Raw genomic sequence first — 16,824 nt, 5'->3', positions numbered from 1 at the left:
TTCAGATCAACGGAACTGTTCCGTCGAGATATCGAAGCGCTTGAGCTTGTCGTACAGGGTCTTCTTCGGGATATTCAGGCTGGCAGCCGCGTCGATGACGTTGCCATTGTGGCGGCGCAAGGCTTCCTCGATGATGGAAATTTCGAAGGTGTCGACTTGTTCGGCCAAGGATGCTTCGCGGCAGCCTGCCGGGCTCAGGGTGTCGTCGAGCAGGCCCAGCACGAAGCGGTCGGCCACATTGTGCAGCTCGCGCACATTGCCGGCCCAGCGCTGCGCCATCAGCGAGGCGATCAGTTCGCCGCTGACGAGGGCGGCCGGCTGACCGTAGCGCAAGGCCGCCTGCAGTACGAAGAATTCGAACAGCAGCGGGATATCCTCGCGCCGGTTGCGCAGGGCGGGCAGGGTCAGGCTGGCCACGTTCAGGCGGTAATACAGGTCGGGCCGGAACTTGCCCTGTTCCGCCAGCACATTCAAATCCTCCTTGGCGGCGGCGATGACGCGGAAATTGACTGAAATCAATTTGTTGGAGCCGAGCCGTTCCACTTGGCGTTCCTGCAGCACGCGCAGCAGTTTCACTTGCAGGGCCAGCGGCATGCTTTCGATTTCGTCTAAAAACAAAGTGCCGCCGTTGGCGTATTCGATCTTGCCGATGCGCTGGCGCTGCGCGCCCGTGAATGCCCCTTCCTCGTGGCCGAACAGTTCCGATTCGAAGATCGATTCGGGCAGGGCGCCGCAGTTGATGGCCACGAACGGGTGGTCGCGCCGCTCGCTGAAATCGTGCAGGCAGCGGGCGATGAGTTCCTTGCCGGTCCCCGTTTCGCCGAGGATGATGATGTCGGCCGATTTCGGCGCCAGGTTCAGCACCAGCTGGCGCACCTTGGCCATGGCCGCGCTGCGGCCCACGATGCGCGCCTCGATGCCGACCCGCTGTTCGAGCTGGCGGCGCAAGTTCATGTTTTCCAGCACCAAATGGCGTTTATCCAGGGCGCGGCGGCACACTTCCACCAGCAAGTCGGCGGAAAACGGTTTTTCGATGAAATCGTAGGCGCCACGGCGCATGGCGCCCACGGCCATCGACACGTCGCCGTGGCCCGTGACGAGGATGACGGGCAGGCTGGCATCCTGCGCCACGGCGATATCGAGCAGTTTCAAGCCATCCATGCCGGGCAGCTTGATATCGCTCAATAAAATGCCCGCAAATTCCGGCACCAGGTAGGGCAGTGCTTCCTCGGCCGTGGCGACGGCCGTCACTTGCAAGCCCGCCAGCTCCAGCGATTGCCGCGCGCCCTTGCGCACGACGGCGTCGTCTTCCACCAGCAGCACTTGCATGCCTTCAAAATTATTCTCGTGCATCGGGTGTTTCCTCTGTCTCTTTATTCTTTTCCCCCGGGGCGCAGCTGAGGGTGATGGTAAATTGCGCGCCGCCCCCTTCCTGCGCGCTGCGGTTGCGCACGGCCAATGCGCTGCCGGCCGCGCGCAGTATGCCAGCGCTGATCGACAATCCCAAGCCCAGCCCGTGTTCCTTGGTGGTATAGAAGGGGTCGAAGATCTTGTCCAGCGAAGCGAGCGGGATGCCGGGGCCATTATCGGTGATATGCAGCACGGCGAGGTCGCCTTCGCGGCGCACCTGGAACCAGATCTGCACGGGCTCGTTTTCCGGCACGGCATCCATGGCGTTCGTGATCAGATTGGTAAACACCTGTTCCAGGCCGATGGCGTTGCACAGGACGATGATGTCGTCCTCCAGCCAGCTTTCATGCAGGGTCAGCCGCTGCGAATGCTTGCGCGTGCGGATTTGCAGCATGGTTTGCGCAAACGCCTGGCGCACGCTGACGGGTTTGCGGGCATCGTCGCTGCGCCGCGCAAAGCCTTTCAATTGCGACGTGACGTAGCCGAGACGCTTGACGAGGTCGGAAATGGTCGACAGGTTGTCGAGCGCGTCGTCGATGCGCCCGCGCGCCAGGAACACCTTGGCATTGTCGGAAAAGGTCTGCAGGGCGGCCAGCGGCTGGTTCAGCTCGTGCGTGACGCCGGCCGCCATCTGGCCGATGGCGGCCAGCTTGCCGCTTTGCACCAATTCCGCCTGGGCATAGCGCAGGGTCTGCTCGGCCCGCTCGCGCTCGGCCACTTCCGCCTGCAGGCGGCCATTCGCGTGCACGAGGTCGGCTGTGCGCTGCTCGACCTTGATTTCCAGCTGTTCATAGGCGCGTGCCAGCGTCTGTTGCGCATTGAGCTTGTCGGCGATGCGGCGCCGGCGCTGACGCGCATACATCAGGGCCAGCAACAGCAAGGCCCAGCCCAGCGCGGCGGCGATGGCAGCGTTGCGCGCCGCCTCGTCGACCTGGTCGAGCTCGGCCAGCACGGTGATCTTCCATTGCAGCGGGCCCAGGGCGCGGTTCACGGCCAGATAGTCTGCGTTGCCGGACAGGGCGGGCGTATCGCCCGTCTGCGGACGTTCCAGCGTCATCACGCTGGCGCCATCGGCGAACTGGCGCCGCAACCGGTGCGGCAAGATGGGTAGGTTTTCCTGCAGGAACTGGCGCTGCGCGCTGATATCGTTCTTCGCGGCCGGCGACAGGGGCGCCAGGGTCTTGAACTTGAAGGCGGGCGTGGTAGCCAGGATCAGCACGCCATTTGCATCCTTGACCCAGATCTGCTCGCCGGCGCCGGGCGTGCGCCACGATTGCTCGATCCAGTCCAGGTTGACCTTGGCGGCGACGATGCCGATGATGCGCCCGTTGCGCTGCACAGGTTGCGAAATGAAATAGCCGGCCTCGAAGGTGGAGGCGCCGATGCCGTAGAAGCGCCCGATGCCGCCCGCGATCGCATCCTTGAAGTAGGGCCGGAAACCGTAGTTGACGCCCACGTACGAGCTGCGGTCTTGCCAGTTGCTCGACGCCAGGGTCGTGCCCTTGTCGTCGAGCACGTAGACGGCAAAGGCGCCCGCGCGGCGGTTCATGTCGACCAGGTAGGCGTTGATCTGCGTGACCTTGTCGGCGCTGGGCTGTTCCAGCAATTGCGCCACGGCATCGCTCTGGGCCACGGCCAGGGGCAGGAATTCGTACTTGTTGAGGGCGCCGCCGATGGACGCCGCATACAGTTCCGCGCGCGAATCGAGCGTGCGGTGCAATTCATCGAGCTGGCGCTGCTTGACCCAGGCATACGACGCCCACGTCAGCACGACCAGCGATCCCACGGCCAGCAGGGGGCCGAGCGCGGGTCTCAGGGTCCATTTGCCGAATGCCATGGTGCTCCGTGTGTCGGGTTAAGCTTGCGTGTGCCGCAAAGAAGGAATGGTAGTGTACGGCGGGATTCACCCGAATGGGTGAATCCTGATTTACGACTGACATGCAAAGTTGCAGTGTCTGACAAAACCGTAGCGAGCGGAAGGGAGAGGTGGCCGAGAAGCGGAACCGTACTCTAGTACGGTGAGCATCGCAGGCCGCCTATACCGACGCGCAGTAGGTTTGGTCAGACACCACTAATCAGCGGTGCTGGCCATCGTCTCGGCGTTATGATGACGCTGTTGCTCTTCCATCACCATCTCGCCCAGCATGCGCTTCAGGCGGTTGAACTCCGGGTCGCTCGGGTCGCGCGGGCGGGGCAGTTCGATGGCCACGTCGCGCTTGATGGTGCCGGGACGGTAGGTCATGACGATGGTGCGGTCGGCCAGGTAGATCGATTCCTCGATCGAGTGCGTGACGAACACGATGGTGGTGCCGAAGACTTTCCAGATTTTCAGCAATTCATCTTGCAGGTTGCGCCGCGTCAAGGCGTCCAGCGCGCCGAACGGTTCATCCATCAGCATGATCGGCGAATCGAGGGCCAGCACGCGGGCAATCGCCACGCGCTGGCGCATGCCGCCCGACAAGTCTTTCGGGTAGCGGGCACGGAATTCCGTCAAGCCCAGCATGCTCAGCAGCATGTCGACCCGTTCCTTGATTTCGGCTGGCGTCTTGCCGGCGATTTCCAGGCCGAAAGCGATATTGCTTTCGATGGTCATCCAGGGGAACAGCGCGTATTCCTGGAACACCATGCCGCGGTCGGGACCGGGTTCGGTGATCAGCTTGCCGCCGGCCAGGATCTGGCCCGACGTCGGCTGCGAAAAGCCGGCGATGGCGTTCAGCAGGGTCGACTTGCCGCAGCCGGATGGTCCCAGCAGGCAAATGAACTCGCCGCTGGCGATTTCCAGGTTGATATCCTTCAGGGCGATGACGTCCGCGCCGCCCGTGGTGAAGATTTTATTGACTGCATTGATATTGATCGTGGTCATGGCCGTTCCTCTCAGTGTTCCAGGCCGCGGTGCCACTGCAGCAAATGATTATTCAGGGCATTCATGGCCATGTCGATGGCCAGGCCGAACAGGCCGATGGTGAACATGCCGGCGATAATCTTGTCAGACCAGAAATATTCGCGCGCTTCCAGGATGCGGAAACCGAGGCCGCTATTGACGGCGATCATTTCCGCCACGATCACGACGATGAAGGCCGTGCCCATGCCGATGCGCGCGCCCGCCAGGATGTAGGGCGTGGCGGCCGGCAGGATGACGCGGCGGAACATGGTCATCTGGCTGGCGCCTAGGTTGCGCGCGGCGCGGATGTAGATGCCGTCGACCTGGCGCACGCCGGCGATGGTATTCATCAGCACGGGGAAGAAGGAGCCGATGCTGATCAGGAAGAAGGCGGGCGGGTTGCCCAGGCCGAACCACAAAATGGCCAGCGGAATGTAGGCGATGGGCGGAATCGGGCGCAGCACCTGCACCAGCGGGTCGAACAGTTTATAGATGGTCTTGTTGGTGCCCATCAGCAAGCCCAGCGGCAAGGCCAGGCCGGCGCCGATGGCGAAGCCGCCCAGCACGCGCGACAGGCTGGCCCAGGCGTCATGCGGCAACTCGCCGGAGAACATCCACACCAGGTAATTGCCCGTTTCGGGCGTGTAGGCTTCCATCGGCACCAGGTATTCATACCATTTCACCAGTACGGCCACGGGCGAGGGCAGGATTTGCGGGTTGATCCAGCCGAACGTCGACATGGCTTGCCACAGCAGCAGCACGGCCACGGGCACGGCGGCACCGTGCGCGAAGCGTTTCATCATTTGAATATTCATCGTGATACTTTCAGATTAGCGTGGTCATGGTTAGCGTGGAACATAGGACTTCTTGGCTTTGTCCAGCAGGTCCAGCTTGACCCAATCCTGTGCTGCAGGCGGTTTGGCCATGCGGCCCACGCCGAATTTCACCATGTAATCGGTGGTCAGCTGCACGTGGCTTTGCGTGATGTCTTCCGTGAAGATGGCGTTGTCGATGGCGTCGCGGTAATCCTCGGTGGTGATCTGGTTCTTGAACATCGATTCGCGCACGTATTTTTCCGCCAGTTTCGGGTCGGCCAGGAAGGCGCGCGTGGCGGCGACGAAGCAATCCATGAAGCGCTGGGCCACGGCAGGTTTCTCTTTGTACATCTTTTCCGTCATCACGAGGGCGCGCACGGGCTCGCCCAGCGGCGTGTCGTAAGGCTTGATGATGGCCGCGCCGTATTTCTTGTGGATGGCCTGGGTCGAGTACGGCTCGGACTGGCTCATGACGTCGATATCCTTGGTCAGCAGCGCCTGGTTCAAGTCCGGGTAGCCCATGTACAGGATTTGCACGTCCTTGCCCGGCTTGTCGGACCAGGTCAGCTTGGCCTTGGTCAATTCGGCAAACAGCAGGATTTCCTGCGGGCCGCCGCGCGTGACGCCGACTTTCTTGCCTTTCAGGTCGGCGATGCCCTTGATGTTCAGGTCGGGACGGCCGACGATCTGCACGCCGCCCTTGGCGAAGCCGCCCACCAGGTACACGGGCAAGCCCGTGGCGCGGCCCGTGATGGCCGCTTCCAGCGCGCTGGCGGACACGTCGATTTCACCGGCAATCATGGCCGGCACGATGTCGAGGCCCTTGGCGAAGATGCGCTCTTCAATTTTCAAGTCGTATTTGGGCGCGATTTCCTTCATGTAGGCGACGGCGCCGTAATGGGCGAATTTCAGGTTGCCCAGGCGGACCAGGTCGGCCGCATGGACGGCCAGCGGGAATTGCGCGGCCAGTGCGACGGCGACGGTCAGTGCCTTGGTGTTCAGGAAGGACGAGATGCGGAAGGTGCGTGCCATGCTGTTGTCTCCAAAAGGTAGATGGTTTTATATAGTGGGTCGGGCTGCCGCTCTGACGGCGGTTATGAAAATATAAAAGCATCTTCCGTGCCAGTGGAGCGCATTTTGACGTTTATTGCAAGTGATTGTTTATAAAGGTTTAATTTGAATCTAGTGAAAATAGGAAATGGCGTGATTCCGTCTTTCCGCACGACGAGGGGAAAGGCTGTGCGGATTGCCGCATTTTCGGGGCCGCATGCCGGTGAACCTTCAGGGCGTGGCCGACTCCAATCGTAAAAAAACGCGTTGCAAACAGGCTGGCAACGCGTAACTCCCCCGTGGAGTAGGGATGGCGCCGCGCGGGCGCCCGTCTGAGGCCGTGTGCCGGCCTCGACTGTAGGCTTACTTCGGCGCCGTGGCCGGCGGCAGGGCGGGCGCGGTGGCGGGATCGGTCAGCGGCGCAGGCGGCGTCGTGCTGCCGGCACCCGCTTCCGGCATGGCTGGCGCGACGGGGGCAGGCATCACTTGTGGCGTGGAAGCGGGATTGGGCGCCGTTTCGGGCAGGGGCGGCTCGGCCGGTTTTTTACAGGCGGACAGGGTGACAAGCAAGGCGGCGGCCAACAGGGCGGGCATTTTCATGATGTTTCCTTTGCAAGAGTCGAAGATTCGCGATGCGGGCGGCAGGCGCCGCGCGCGAAGCTTGAATTTATTGCAATGGCGTTTCCGCTTCTGTTCGCTATTTCACTTTGCGCCACGAATGGCGGCACAGGCTCGTCATGCCGGTTTTTAGATGTCTTTTTTAGATGCCACGAGAGAAAGAATTCAGTAGGGCAATATTTTTCACTTTCTTGCTTCTAATGTTCGTTAACGCACAGACCGCAGCCGCCGACACGGGCATTCTGTGCCCAGACGCTCAGGATTCGTGGTGTTCTGGTATAAAAATTGCCAAGAACTTAACAATCCGGGCTACCGGCAATCGTTTAAAAGGAGTATTCAAATGCATGCAATGACTCAGTCTCACGTGAAGAGCGAATTAAAGGCAGCGCACCAGGAACTTCGTAGCCCCGAAAAAGGCTCGCAAATGGTAGAACGCGCAGCACCTATCCCCCCGGAACGCATGAATCCCATTTCCATGGCACCGATCGAGCGCGTGCGTTCGACGTCGGCCACCCTGCGCCGCATCGAAAACATGCAAAAGCTGATCGGCGAATTGTCGCTGCACGAGATGCTGGCCGACGAAATCGCCTGGTTCCTCAAGTTTTCGCCATCGGGCGCCCGCAAATACATCCGCGACCTGCGCGAAGCGGGCGTGATCGAACTGGCCCGCTACATCGAAGGCACCGCCACCTACCTGGGCAAGGCAGTGTACCAGCTGACGCCAGACCCTGAGCGCGTGCGCGCCTTCCTGGCCGCCATCGTCCAGCCAAAACGCGAAGGCGCGCCACCGCGCAAGGATCGTCCAGGCTTGCGCGAGCAAAGCATGGCAGGCAGCGGCCGTCACTTCCACATCCTGGCCGATGACACGCATTACGCCATCCGCGTCAACCGTGGTCCCGTGACGCGCGATCCGCTGGTCGCCGCCCTGTTTGGTGCGCCGCAGCAAAAGGCTGCCGAGTAATACGGCGCTTGAACGGCCGCCTGGCGGCTGGCGGGCGTCGCTTGTAGTTCGTATTATCAGACGCATGTCGAAAGCCGGGTTGCGACCCGGCTTTTGGCGTTATGCCGAACCATCCGAGGTGAGTCGATTGAACGTGGTCTGATTGAAAAGACTGCAAGCATCCCCATGTGGGCTGGACTGCTGCCCGCGCCGTGCGGGTTCACTTGAAGGAGCTTGTCCTTGTCTGCCTACGCCGTGTTCTCCTGCATTGCTCTTATTGTCCTGAAACGGGCCGCCGCATGAACCCGCTGCTGTGGATCGCCCTCGTCACGGTGGCCATCGTCTTTTCGCTGTGGTTCCCCCGCTGGCGTTTGAAGCGGGCCCTGGCGAAACCCTTGCCGGCCGCAGGCCTGGCCGTGCTGGAGAACAATATCCCCGTCTATAAGCATATGCCGGCGCCGCTGCAGGAGCAGTTGCGCCGCCTCGTCGTGCAATTCCTGTATCAAAAGAAATTCGTCGGCTGCGGCGGCCTGGAAATCACGGACGAGATGCGCTATACGATTGCCGGCCAGGCTTGCTTGCTGCTGCTGAACCGCCAGACGCAGGTGTATCCCGAACTCGACACCATCCTCGTGTATCCGACGGAATTCATCGTCACGCGCAATGAAGTGGGGCCGGGCGGCGTGGTGACGCCGTCGGCGAATGGCTTGCTGGGCGAATCCTGGGGCGATGGCCGCGTGGTGCTGGCCTGGGACCACGTGCAGCGGGGCGCGGCCGACTGGAGCGACGGCCACAATGTCGTGCTGCATGAATTCGCCCACCAGCTCGACAGCGAATCGGGCGCCGCGAATGGCGCGCCCTACCTGCCCAGCGTGTCGAGCTACCGCAGCTGGGCCACCGTGCTGTCGCGCGACTTCGACAACCTGCGCCACGACGCCATGTACCAGCAGCAAAGCGTGATGGACCATTACGGCGCCACCAATCCCGCCGAATTCTTTGCCGTGGCCACGGAAACCTTCTTTGAAAAGCCGTACCAGATGGCGGAACACCATGAAGAACTGTATGCGCAATTCTTGCAGTACTACAAGGTCGACCCGCGCGACTGGATGGCGCCGCCCGTGGAAGCCGAACACATGGCCTCGCCATTCCCCAACTACGCACCGCACTGGTAAGCGGGAACGTCAGCCCAGCAGCCGCTGTTTCAGCGCGGGATAGCTGCTGCGCGACACGGGGATGCCCGTGCTCGTCTGCGTGTCGAGCGCGTATTTGCCGCCCGCGCCGATCTGCAGCCGCTTGAAGCCCAGGCTGTTGACGATGTAGGAGCGGTGCACGCGCAGGAAGTGGGGCGGCAGCAGGGCCATGAGCTTGTCGATAGGCAAGTCGTGAAAGCACTGCTCGCCGCTGCACAGCACGATATTGCTGTAGTGGCCATCGGCTTGCACGTGGTCGATGTCGGCCATGGCGATCCATTCCAGCGCCCCCCGTTTCTTGACGGCCAGCGAGGCCGCTTCCGTGTGCCGCCCCGTATAGCGTTGCAGCGCCTTGTGCAGGCGTTCGCGGCTGAAGGGCTTGGCGACGAAATCGAGCACGCCGAATTCGAAGGCCGTGATCGAGCGTTCCGCGTGGGCCGAGACGATGATGGTCTGGAAGCGCGCATCGGCGGCCAGGCGCAGCAAATCATAGCCGTTCGCGCCGTGCAGGTTCAAATCCAGCAGCAGCAAGTCGATCTGCTCCTGCGCCAGGGCGGCCAGCGCTTGCGGCACATTGTCATGCAGCACGAGATTGCCGAGGCGCGCGCCGAAATGCGCGCGCACTTCGCGTTCCAGGCCTTGCGCGATCAGCGGTTCATCTTCCAGTATCAACACATTCATGGCGCCGCCGGCAAGGTAAAGGTGAGGCGCCAGCCTGCTGCTTGCTGTGCGCTGGCATAGTTGGCCGCATCGCCGAACACGGCGTGCAGGCTGGCGCGGATGTACTGTTCGCCCACGCCGCTGCCCGCATGGGGGCGCGCCTCGCCTTCGGGCAGCAGCAAGGTAAGTATTTGCGTTTGCGCATGTTGTGCGATGCGCAGGATAAAGGCCGCGCCGTGGCGGTAGCGGTTGTGGCTGAACGCATTTTCCAGCGCCGTCAGCAACAGGGCGGGCGGCACGGTGATGCCCGCCGCCTCGCCGTCGAGCTGCAGGCGGCACGGCTGCTGCAGGCGCGTGCCCATGATGCTCAGGTAATTCTCGCACAGGGCCAGTTCCTGCGTCAGGGCAATGCTGGGCTGCTGCGCGAATTCGTTGAGCATGCGCAATTCGGCCCCCAGCGCCTCGATGAAGGTTTCGGCCGCTTGCGGCGATTGCGCGTTGAGTTCGCTGATCAGGCTGAGGGAATTCATCAGGAAGTGCGGTTGCATGCTTTTGCGCAAGAGCTGGTTTTCCAGCTGCTGGGCGCGCGCCGCCTTGCTGCGTTCGCGCAATAGCTGCGCCAGCAATTGCGCGCATACAGGCAGCAGCAGGAAGCACACGACGAGGGCGAAGCCGCCTTCGGCAAACTGGCTGCCCGTCAGCAGGAACAGGGCGCACGACGCCAGCGCGATCAAGGTGCCGCCGCGGCTGCCCGGCAGGCGGCGCCACAGGGCGCCGAGGTTGAGCGCCAGGCTGGCCGCCAGGCCCGTCAGAAACATCAGCCAGCAGCGCGCGTCGAAATGCGTGGGCAGCGCGCCGGCCAGCGCGATGCCCGCCAGCAGGACCGCCGCCGCCAGCGGCCAGCGGGGCAGGCGGTAAGCCGTATAAAAATACAGGGGCAGCAAGGCGGAAAACAGCCAGGTCAGGGCGCTGACGGCGTACAGGCGCGGCATGTGCGAGGGATAGGCATAGCCGGCAAAGCTGCGCCACAGTTCCGCCACCAGCAGCAGCGCCGCCGCCAGGCACAGCGCCGCAAACATGGCCCAGTGCCGCTGTCGCTGGTACAGTACCGTCAAGGCGAGAAACAGCAGGGCGACGGCGCCCAGCGCCCCGGCCAGCAGCAGTGGCGGCAACCGGTACCAGGCCAGCGCCGCGCGGTAATCTTGCCGGTCGACCAGGTACAGCGCATAGAATGGCGATGCAAGGTGGGCCGGCACCTGCTGCGTCGACAGCAGCAGGCGCAGGTGGTGCGTGCCCATGGCCAATTGCTGCGGCCTCAGGTGGAGGGCGAAATCGACGTCGCCCGCGCGTTCCCCGCTGGCCTGGCGGGCCGGCTGGCCATTGCTGCCGATCAAGACCCCATCGAGCCACAGCTCGCTGGAAGCCAGCGCCGACAGCACCAGCAATTGCGTCGACGACGGCGTGGCGGGCAGGGCGACATCGCGCTCGACGCACAGCAGCTGGCCCGGCCGGACCAGCTGCTGCAGCGAGGCGGGCGCGGAAGCCGTGTTGCCGCAGGTGCGCCAGCCGTCGTCCAGCGAGAGCGGATGCATGGCGCAGGCGAAAGAGGGCAAGGCCAGGCAGCACAGCAACAGGTAGCGGAAGAGGGAGGGCATGGCGGGCATTGTAGCTGCTCATATGCTACCCCGTTGCTACTCCTTTGCAACATTTTTATCGACGCCGGTGCCGTTCGTGCGGGCCACGTGCATTTCGTGCACGGCCCGCCAACGGCGTGTGAAAGACACTTACCATGCATTAGCGCCGTGCTGTGCACACGGCCCTCACCATGGAATCATGACTATGCAAAGCAGCAAATACTACGGTTTCGCCAGCGCGCTGGCGCTGTTCTGCGGCGTGGCGCAGGCCGCTTCCGCCTCTTCCTCTGTTTTACCCGCTGCTCCTTCCGCCGCGCTGGCCGCGCGCCTGGCCGATTTCGACGGCTGGGCGGCCCGGCGCATGGCCACGGAGCGCATTCCGGGCGTCACCGTCGGTTTCAGCCAGGGCGATGTGGAATGGGTAAAAGGCTATGGCTATGCGGACCTGGAAAACCGCGTGCCGGCCACGGCCCAGTCCAGCTACCGGCTGGCGTCCGTCACCAAGCCCATGACGGCGGTGGCCATTTTGCAACTGGTCGAACAGGGCAAGATCGACCTGGATGCGCCCGTGCAAACCTATGTGCCGTATTTCCCCGTCAAGCCGTTTCCCGTGACGGTGCGCCAGCTGCTGGGCCACCTGGGCGGCATCGACGCCTACCGCGATAGCCGCGTCGAGCAGCATTTCAAGGAACACAAGGATACGCGTCAGTCGATCGCCGTCTTCGAGCAGTTCGACCTGATCGCCGAACCGGGCACGCGCTTCCGCTATACCAGCTATGGCTACAACTTGCTGGGCGCCGTCATCGAGGCCGCCTCGGGCGAAAGCTATGGCGGCTACATGCGGCGCCACGTGTGGGGGCCGCTGGGCATGGACGCCACCGTGATGGACGACCCGGACGCCGTGATCGCGCACCGCGTGCGCGGCTACCGGCTGGCCGGAAAGGAGTTGAAGAATTCGGAATTCGTCGACATCAGCAGCCGCTTTTCGGCCGGCGGCACGCGCGCCAGCGTGCCCGACATGCTGGCCTTCGGCCGGGGCGTTCACGCAGGCAAGATCCTGTCGGCGGCCAGCGTGGCCGCCATGGTGCAGCCGATGGCCACGCGCGCGGGCCGCTTGACGAATTACGGCATGGGCTGGGAAATCTTGCCGACGGGCGGGCGCTACGCCATCGCCCACGGCGGCCAGCAGCCGGAAACCGTTACCTACCTGTACAGCTTTCCTTCGCGCAAGCTCACCATCGCCGTCGCCGCCAATCTCGAGCGCGTCAATCCCGAGGCCTTCGTGCAGCGCCTGTTCGAAGTGGTCACGGGTGAACCGTGGCAGCTGAACACGTATATCGCCGACGCGGGCGCGCAGCGCGCCTACCAGGTGGCGCAAGGCCTGTTCGAGGAGGGCCGGGCCTACGCCGAACGCACGGATCAGGCGTATGCCGATGCGGCCGCCACGCGCGCAGCCTTCACGCACATCAACCGCCAGGCGCTGGCGCCCGACGCCCAGGCGGCGCGCGCCTACATCGAGGCGGCCCGCCATCCCGCGGGCGGCCGCGTGTTTCTCGTGGCCGGCGCCAGCATGGCCGGGGCCTTGCGCGCATCGGGCGTCGACCTGAATACCTACTCGCGCGGCGGCGCGCTGGCGTTTGCGCGCGACTATATCCGCTTGTCGCAAGATGCAAAGGCCGGCACCGTGCCCCGTTTCGATCCCGCCTTCGAGCAAGCCATCGTGGCCCTGGCCGCCAGCTGGGACCGCACGGCCGCCATCGCCTGGCCGGCCGCACCCGCCTCGGCATCCATCGCCGCCCTGGATAGCCGGTTGCGCACGGCCTTCCGCGGCCAGCGCGCCTATCCCGATTTCGTGCCCGAACTGCTTGATCTGGCGCAAGCGTCGGCCGCGCGCGGCGAGGCGGACGCGGCGCTGGCGGCCAGCCGTCTGGCCGTGGAACTGTATCCGCTCAGCGACCGCGCGCATGCGCTGCACGGCTTGACCTTGTTGCGCGCCGGAAAGACGGAACCCGCCCTCGCGGCCCTGCGCCTGGCGCTGGCCCGCGACCCGCTGGGCGCGGCCAGTCCGGCGGCGCTGAACGGGGAAGCGTACCGCTTGAAAGGCAGCGGCGCCGTGGCGCAAGGCATGGCCGTGCTGCAGGCGGCCGCCAGCCTGCATCCGCGCGACGCGAATCTGCAGGACAGCCTGGCCGAGTTTTATGTGGAGCAAGGCTTGCGCCCGCAAGCGCTCGAGGCGTACAGGCAGGCGCTGCAGCTCGACCCCCGCTATCCGGGCGCCGTGGGGGCCAGGGCGGCGATCATCCGCCTCGGCGGCGAGACGAAGGCGCTGGCGCCTTAGATGACGCCTTACAACACCTAACAAAACCGTAGCGAGCGGAAGTAAGGCTCGGCGCCCCCGTTGGCTTGAGAAGCGCAACTGTACGAAGGTACGGGGGCGCCGAGCCAGTGAGCATCGCAGACCGCAAATTACGACGCGCAGTAGGTTTTGATAGGTGTTCTTAGATGAATTCTGCATAAGCAAGGGTGAAAAGATTCCTTTTTGGAAATAAGAGCGCTGCGGTCTAATGGCGGCATTCATTGTCCACCAGAGGAATTTCATGCAGACCCGCCTACACTTCGCCGCGCTTCTTTTCACCTCCATCGCCTTCACGCAGGTGGCGCAAGCGGATCAGCTGGCCGCCATCAAGGCGAAGGGCGAGCTGGTCTGCGGCACCCTGGGCACGGACGAGCCGAACAGTTTTATCGACGCCAAGTCGCGCCAGCTGGTCGGCTATGAAGTGGACCTGTGCCGCGCCATCGCCCAGGGCCTGGGCGTCAAGCCGGTGATCAAGCAGCTGGCCGTGGCTGCCCGCATTCCGGAACTGCAGCAGGGCCGCATCGATATCCTGACGGCATCCTTGACGCACAACAAGGAACGCGAAGCGCTGGTCGATTTTTCCCTGTCCACGTTTTACACGGGCCAGCGCGTACTGGTGAAAAAAAGCAGCAATATCACGACGGTCGCTGGCCTGGCCGGCAAGAAAGTGCTGACCGTCAAGGGCGGCACGCAGGAACCGAATATCCGCAAGGCCGTGCCCGGCGTGGACGTGGTGACGTTCGAGACGGCGGGCCAGGCCTATCTGGGCTTGCAGCAAGGCAAGGGCGTTGGCTATGTCGACGATGAAGTATCCCTGCTCAACAACTACGCCAAGCTGGGCGCCGCGCAAAAGGATTACATTGTGCTGCCGCAAAACATCAGCCAGGAAGTGTTTGCCTTCGGCATCCGCAAGGGCGAGACGGGCGTGAAAACCGCCGTCGACAAGGTGCTGCGGGAGCTGGAAAAGTCGGGCGAGGCGGAAAAACTGTTCTTCAAATGGTATGGCCCGACGAGCAATGTGAAATTCCAGAAACGCACATTTAAAATTGAATCGGACAAGATCGACGCCTGAACCTTGCCTGACTCTTCCGCATGTTTGATCTGAATTTTTTGCTGGCCGGCGACTACCGCGACTGGTTGCTGTCCGGCTTGCTGCTGTCATTGCAACTGATGGGCATCACCTTGCTGTTGTCGCTGCCGCTGGCGTGCGGCGTGGCCATGCTGCGCCTGGCGCCGTCGCGCCTGCTCAACGGGCTGGGCGCCGCGTATGTCGAGCTGATCCGCAACGTGCCCTTGCTGGCCCACTTCCTGTTCTGGTATTTCGGCGCGCCCGAACTGCTGCCCGACGCCTGGAAGGAGCGCTTGTATGCCGGCAATATCGAAGCCGTCAGTGCCGTCACGGCCCTGACTTTATATACGGCCGCCTACATGGCGGAAGACATCCGCAGCGGCATCCGCGCCATTCCTGCCCAGCAATTCGAGGCGGGCCGGGCGCTGGGCTTCGGCTTTCTCGCCACCATGCGCCTGTGCATCGTGCCGCAAGCCTTGCGCCTGGCCGCGCCGCCGCTGCTGTCGCAAACCCTGAACCTGTGGCAAAACACCAGCATCGCCACCGTCATCGGCGTGGCTGAGCTGATGTACCAGACGCAGCGCGTGGAAGCGGCCTCGTTCCGCAGCGTGGAAGCGTTCGTCTTCGCCAGCGTGGCTTATCTGGCCGTTTCGCTGGTGATCGCGGGCCTGGCGGCCTTGCTGCAAAAGAAGGTATCCTGATGCTGGAACTGATCCACGATTACTGGCTGTATTTCCTTGTGGGACGCTATCCCGAGGGGCCGCTGGGCGGCCTGGCGCTGACGGTGCTGCTGGCCAGCCTGGCGCTGGCGCTCAGCCTGCCATTCGGCTTGCTGCTGGGGCTGGCGCGCCTGAGTCCCTGGCGCCTGCTGCGCTGGCCCGTCGCCGCGCTGATCCACGTGGTGCGGGGCATCCCCTTGCTGCTCGTCATCTTCTGGGCGTATTTCTTCCTGCCCAGCATCACCGGCCATGAAAGCGGGCAATTCGGCACCATGCTGGCGGCCCTCGTCATCTTCGACGGCATTTATCTGGCGGAAATCGTGCGCGCCGGCGTGCAAGCCGTGCCGCGCGGCCAGGTGGAGGCGGCCCGTTCGCTGGGCTTGAACTATCTGGACAGCATGCGCACGGTGGTGCTGCCGCAGGCGCTGCGCCACATGCTGCCCTCGCTGGTGAACCAGTTCGTCTCGACCATCAAGGAAACCTCGCTCGGCACCATCATCGGCCTGGCCGAAGTGTCGTTCATCGCCTCGCAAGTCAATGGCCTGGTGCTGACGAAACCCATGCAAGTGTATTTCTTGTTGGGCATGACGTACTTTGTTTTATGTTTCAGCCTGTCGCGCGCCGCCTTCTGGCTTGAGCGGCGCCAGGCGCGACTCTTGAAAGCGGCTGCATGATTACCTTTGACAACGTCAACAAATACTATGGCGAGTATCACGCCTTGAGCGGCATCAATGAACACGTCGCCAAGGGCGAAGTGCTGGTGGTGTGCGGGCCGTCCGGTTCCGGCAAGTCCACCCTGATCCGCACCATCAACCGGCTGGAACCGATCGCCTCGGGCCGCATCACGGTGGCGGGCCAGGACATCCACGCGCCGGGGCTGGACGTGAACGCCTTCCGTTCGCATATCGGTTTTGTCTTTCAGCAATTCAACCTGTTTCCGCACCTTTCCGTGCTGGACAATTGCGCACTGGCGCCGCAGCGCTTGCGCGGCCTGAGCCGCAAGGAAGCGGAAGAGCGGGCGCTGGCCCTGCTGGAACGGGTGGGCCTCGCGCACAAGGCGTGCGCCATGCCGGCGGCCCTGTCGGGCGGGCAGCAGCAGCGCGTGGCGATTGCCCGCGCGCTGGCCATGCAGCCGCCGCTGATGCTGTTCGATGAACCGACCAGCGCCCTGGACCCGGAAATGGTGGGCGAAGTGCTGCAAGTGATGCGCGACCTGGCGCAGGGCGGCATGACGATGGTGTGCGTGACGCATGAAATGGGCTTTGCGCGCGAAGTGGCGGACCGCGTGTGGTTCATGGATCACGGGCAAGTGCTGGAACGGGCCGCGCCCGAGGATTTCTTTGCGCGGCCTCAACATGCGCGCGCGCAGCAATTCCTGTCGGATATCCGCAGCCCCTTCAGCGCGTCTGCTTGAGTGAGCATATGATTGGGCATGGGAGTAAGCGGCTGTGTGCGTAAGCGAACGGTATCCTGGCGTTGTCT

The 16,824-nt window shown here is 63.4% G+C and carries 15 protein-coding genes; 7 read left to right on the top strand and 8 right to left on the bottom strand.

What is annotated here, in order from left to right:
* Window positions 1-6: 6 nt before the first annotated feature.
* The 6 genes from O0881_RS15225 to O0881_RS15200 all read right to left on the bottom strand — a co-directional run bounded on the left by O0881_RS15225 (window position 7) and on the right by O0881_RS15200 (window position 6,756).
* Window positions 7-1,353: a sigma-54 dependent transcriptional regulator gene (locus tag O0881_RS15225; protein WP_034758888.1), complete on the bottom strand. Its 1,347-nt coding sequence runs from the start codon at window positions 1,351-1,353 to the stop codon at window positions 7-9.
* Window positions 1,340-3,247: an ATP-binding protein gene (locus O0881_RS15220; protein ID WP_289906481.1), complete on the bottom strand. Its 1,908-nt coding sequence runs from the start codon at window positions 3,245-3,247 to the stop codon at window positions 1,340-1,342. The genes O0881_RS15225 and O0881_RS15220 overlap by 14 nt, the downstream gene beginning before the upstream one ends.
* 234 nt (window positions 3,248-3,481) lie before the next feature.
* The gene (locus O0881_RS15215) at window positions 3,482-4,273 is read right to left on the bottom strand and encodes an ABC transporter ATP-binding protein (RefSeq protein WP_077401587.1); all 792 of its coding nucleotides are present in this window, start codon (window positions 4,271-4,273) and stop codon (window positions 3,482-3,484) included.
* 11 nt (window positions 4,274-4,284) lie between these two features.
* Window positions 4,285-5,106, bottom strand: a complete 822-nt coding sequence (locus O0881_RS15210) for an ABC transporter permease (protein ID WP_099380440.1) — start codon at window positions 5,104-5,106, stop codon at window positions 4,285-4,287.
* Window positions 5,107-5,136: 30 nt separating this feature from the next.
* Window positions 5,137-6,138 carry an ABC transporter substrate-binding protein gene (locus tag O0881_RS15205; protein ID WP_289906482.1) on the bottom strand — a complete coding sequence of 334 codons (1,002 nt, stop codon included), beginning with the start codon at window positions 6,136-6,138 and terminating at the stop codon, window positions 5,137-5,139.
* A gap of 381 nt (window positions 6,139-6,519) precedes the next feature.
* Window positions 6,520-6,756, bottom strand: a complete 237-nt coding sequence (locus tag O0881_RS15200) for a hypothetical protein (protein ID WP_289911992.1) — start codon at window positions 6,754-6,756, stop codon at window positions 6,520-6,522.
* 478 nt (window positions 6,757-7,234) lie between these two features.
* Between O0881_RS15200 and O0881_RS15195 the strand changes: the two genes are divergently transcribed.
* Both O0881_RS15195 and O0881_RS15190 read left to right on the top strand, forming a co-directional pair.
* A complete protein-coding gene (locus O0881_RS15195; RefSeq protein WP_010396453.1) occupies window positions 7,235-7,735 on the top strand; it encodes a winged helix-turn-helix domain-containing protein in 501 nt (166 codons plus the stop codon).
* A 278-nt stretch (window positions 7,736-8,013) separates the two neighbouring features.
* Window positions 8,014-8,886: a M90 family metallopeptidase gene (locus O0881_RS15190; RefSeq protein ID WP_289911991.1), complete on the top strand. Its 873-nt coding sequence runs from the start codon at window positions 8,014-8,016 to the stop codon at window positions 8,884-8,886.
* A 9-nt stretch (window positions 8,887-8,895) separates the two neighbouring features.
* Here the strand turns inward: O0881_RS15190 and O0881_RS15185 are convergent, their stop codons facing one another.
* Both O0881_RS15185 and O0881_RS15180 read right to left on the bottom strand, forming a co-directional pair.
* Window positions 8,896-9,585, bottom strand: coding sequence for a LytTR family DNA-binding domain-containing protein (locus O0881_RS15185; protein ID WP_289911989.1), 690 nt, complete (start codon window positions 9,583-9,585; stop codon window positions 8,896-8,898).
* Window positions 9,582-11,219, bottom strand: a complete 1,638-nt coding sequence (locus tag O0881_RS15180) for a sensor histidine kinase (protein ID WP_289911988.1) — start codon at window positions 11,217-11,219, stop codon at window positions 9,582-9,584. Before O0881_RS15180 ends, O0881_RS15185 begins: the two co-directional genes overlap by 4 nt.
* A 178-nt stretch (window positions 11,220-11,397) precedes the next feature.
* Here O0881_RS15180 and O0881_RS15175 point away from each other — a divergent pair, with 178 nt between their 5' ends.
* From O0881_RS15175 to O0881_RS15155, 5 genes are all read left to right on the top strand, one after another.
* Window positions 11,398-13,536, top strand: a complete 2,139-nt coding sequence (locus tag O0881_RS15175) for a beta-lactamase family protein (protein ID WP_289911987.1) — start codon at window positions 11,398-11,400, stop codon at window positions 13,534-13,536.
* A 259-nt stretch (window positions 13,537-13,795) separates the two neighbouring features.
* Entirely contained in the window at window positions 13,796-14,626 is an 831-nt protein-coding gene (locus tag O0881_RS15170; RefSeq protein ID WP_289911985.1) for a transporter substrate-binding domain-containing protein, read from the top strand.
* A gap of 20 nt (window positions 14,627-14,646) precedes the next feature.
* A complete protein-coding gene (locus O0881_RS15165) occupies window positions 14,647-15,324 on the top strand; it encodes an amino acid ABC transporter permease (RefSeq protein WP_289906489.1) in 678 nt (225 codons plus the stop codon).
* The gene (locus tag O0881_RS15160) at window positions 15,324-16,016 is read left to right on the top strand and encodes an amino acid ABC transporter permease (protein WP_289911983.1); all 693 of its coding nucleotides are present in this window, start codon (window positions 15,324-15,326) and stop codon (window positions 16,014-16,016) included. The genes O0881_RS15165 and O0881_RS15160 overlap by 1 nt, the downstream gene beginning before the upstream one ends.
* Window positions 16,013-16,756 carry an amino acid ABC transporter ATP-binding protein gene (locus O0881_RS15155; RefSeq protein ID WP_289911981.1) on the top strand — a complete coding sequence of 248 codons (744 nt, stop codon included), beginning with the start codon at window positions 16,013-16,015 and terminating at the stop codon, window positions 16,754-16,756. Before O0881_RS15160 ends, O0881_RS15155 begins: the two co-directional genes overlap by 4 nt.
* Window positions 16,757-16,824 lie beyond the last annotated feature (68 nt).

Origin of the sequence: Janthinobacterium sp. SUN100 (assembly GCF_030397705.1) — a bacterium.
GTDB lineage: Bacteria > Pseudomonadota > Gammaproteobacteria > Burkholderiales > Burkholderiaceae_D > Janthinobacterium > Janthinobacterium kumbetense.
The sequence above is the reverse complement of the archived record's forward strand: the minus strand, read 5'-3'. Positions and strand labels throughout refer to the sequence as shown.

Coding starts and splice junctions, on each gene's coding strand:
- O0881_RS15225 (WP_034758888.1), bottom strand. CDS start 1,353: ATGCACGAGAATAATTTTGAAGGCATGCAAGTGCTGCTGGTGGAAGAC.
- O0881_RS15195 (WP_010396453.1), top strand. CDS start 7,235: ATGAATCCCATTTCCATGGCACCGATCGAGCGCGTGCGTTCGACGTCG.
- O0881_RS15165 (WP_289906489.1), top strand. CDS start 14,647: ATGTTTGATCTGAATTTTTTGCTGGCCGGCGACTACCGCGACTGGTTG.
- O0881_RS15180 (WP_289911988.1), bottom strand. CDS start 11,219: ATGCCCTCCCTCTTCCGCTACCTGTTGCTGTGCTGCCTGGCCTTGCCC.
- O0881_RS15215 (WP_077401587.1), bottom strand. CDS start 4,273: ATGACCACGATCAATATCAATGCAGTCAATAAAATCTTCACCACGGGC.
- O0881_RS15205 (WP_289906482.1), bottom strand. CDS start 6,138: ATGGCACGCACCTTCCGCATCTCGTCCTTCCTGAACACCAAGGCACTG.
- O0881_RS15200 (WP_289911992.1), bottom strand. CDS start 6,756: ATGAAAATGCCCGCCCTGTTGGCCGCCGCCTTGCTTGTCACCCTGTCC.
- O0881_RS15190 (WP_289911991.1), top strand. CDS start 8,014: ATGAACCCGCTGCTGTGGATCGCCCTCGTCACGGTGGCCATCGTCTTT.
- O0881_RS15155 (WP_289911981.1), top strand. CDS start 16,013: ATGATTACCTTTGACAACGTCAACAAATACTATGGCGAGTATCACGCC.
- O0881_RS15210 (WP_099380440.1), bottom strand. CDS start 5,106: ATGAATATTCAAATGATGAAACGCTTCGCGCACGGTGCCGCCGTGCCC.
- O0881_RS15175 (WP_289911987.1), top strand. CDS start 11,398: ATGACTATGCAAAGCAGCAAATACTACGGTTTCGCCAGCGCGCTGGCG.
- O0881_RS15170 (WP_289911985.1), top strand. CDS start 13,796: ATGCAGACCCGCCTACACTTCGCCGCGCTTCTTTTCACCTCCATCGCC.
- O0881_RS15185 (WP_289911989.1), bottom strand. CDS start 9,585: ATGAATGTGTTGATACTGGAAGATGAACCGCTGATCGCGCAAGGCCTG.
- O0881_RS15220 (WP_289906481.1), bottom strand. CDS start 3,247: ATGGCATTCGGCAAATGGACCCTGAGACCCGCGCTCGGCCCCCTGCTG.
- O0881_RS15160 (WP_289911983.1), top strand. CDS start 15,324: ATGCTGGAACTGATCCACGATTACTGGCTGTATTTCCTTGTGGGACGC.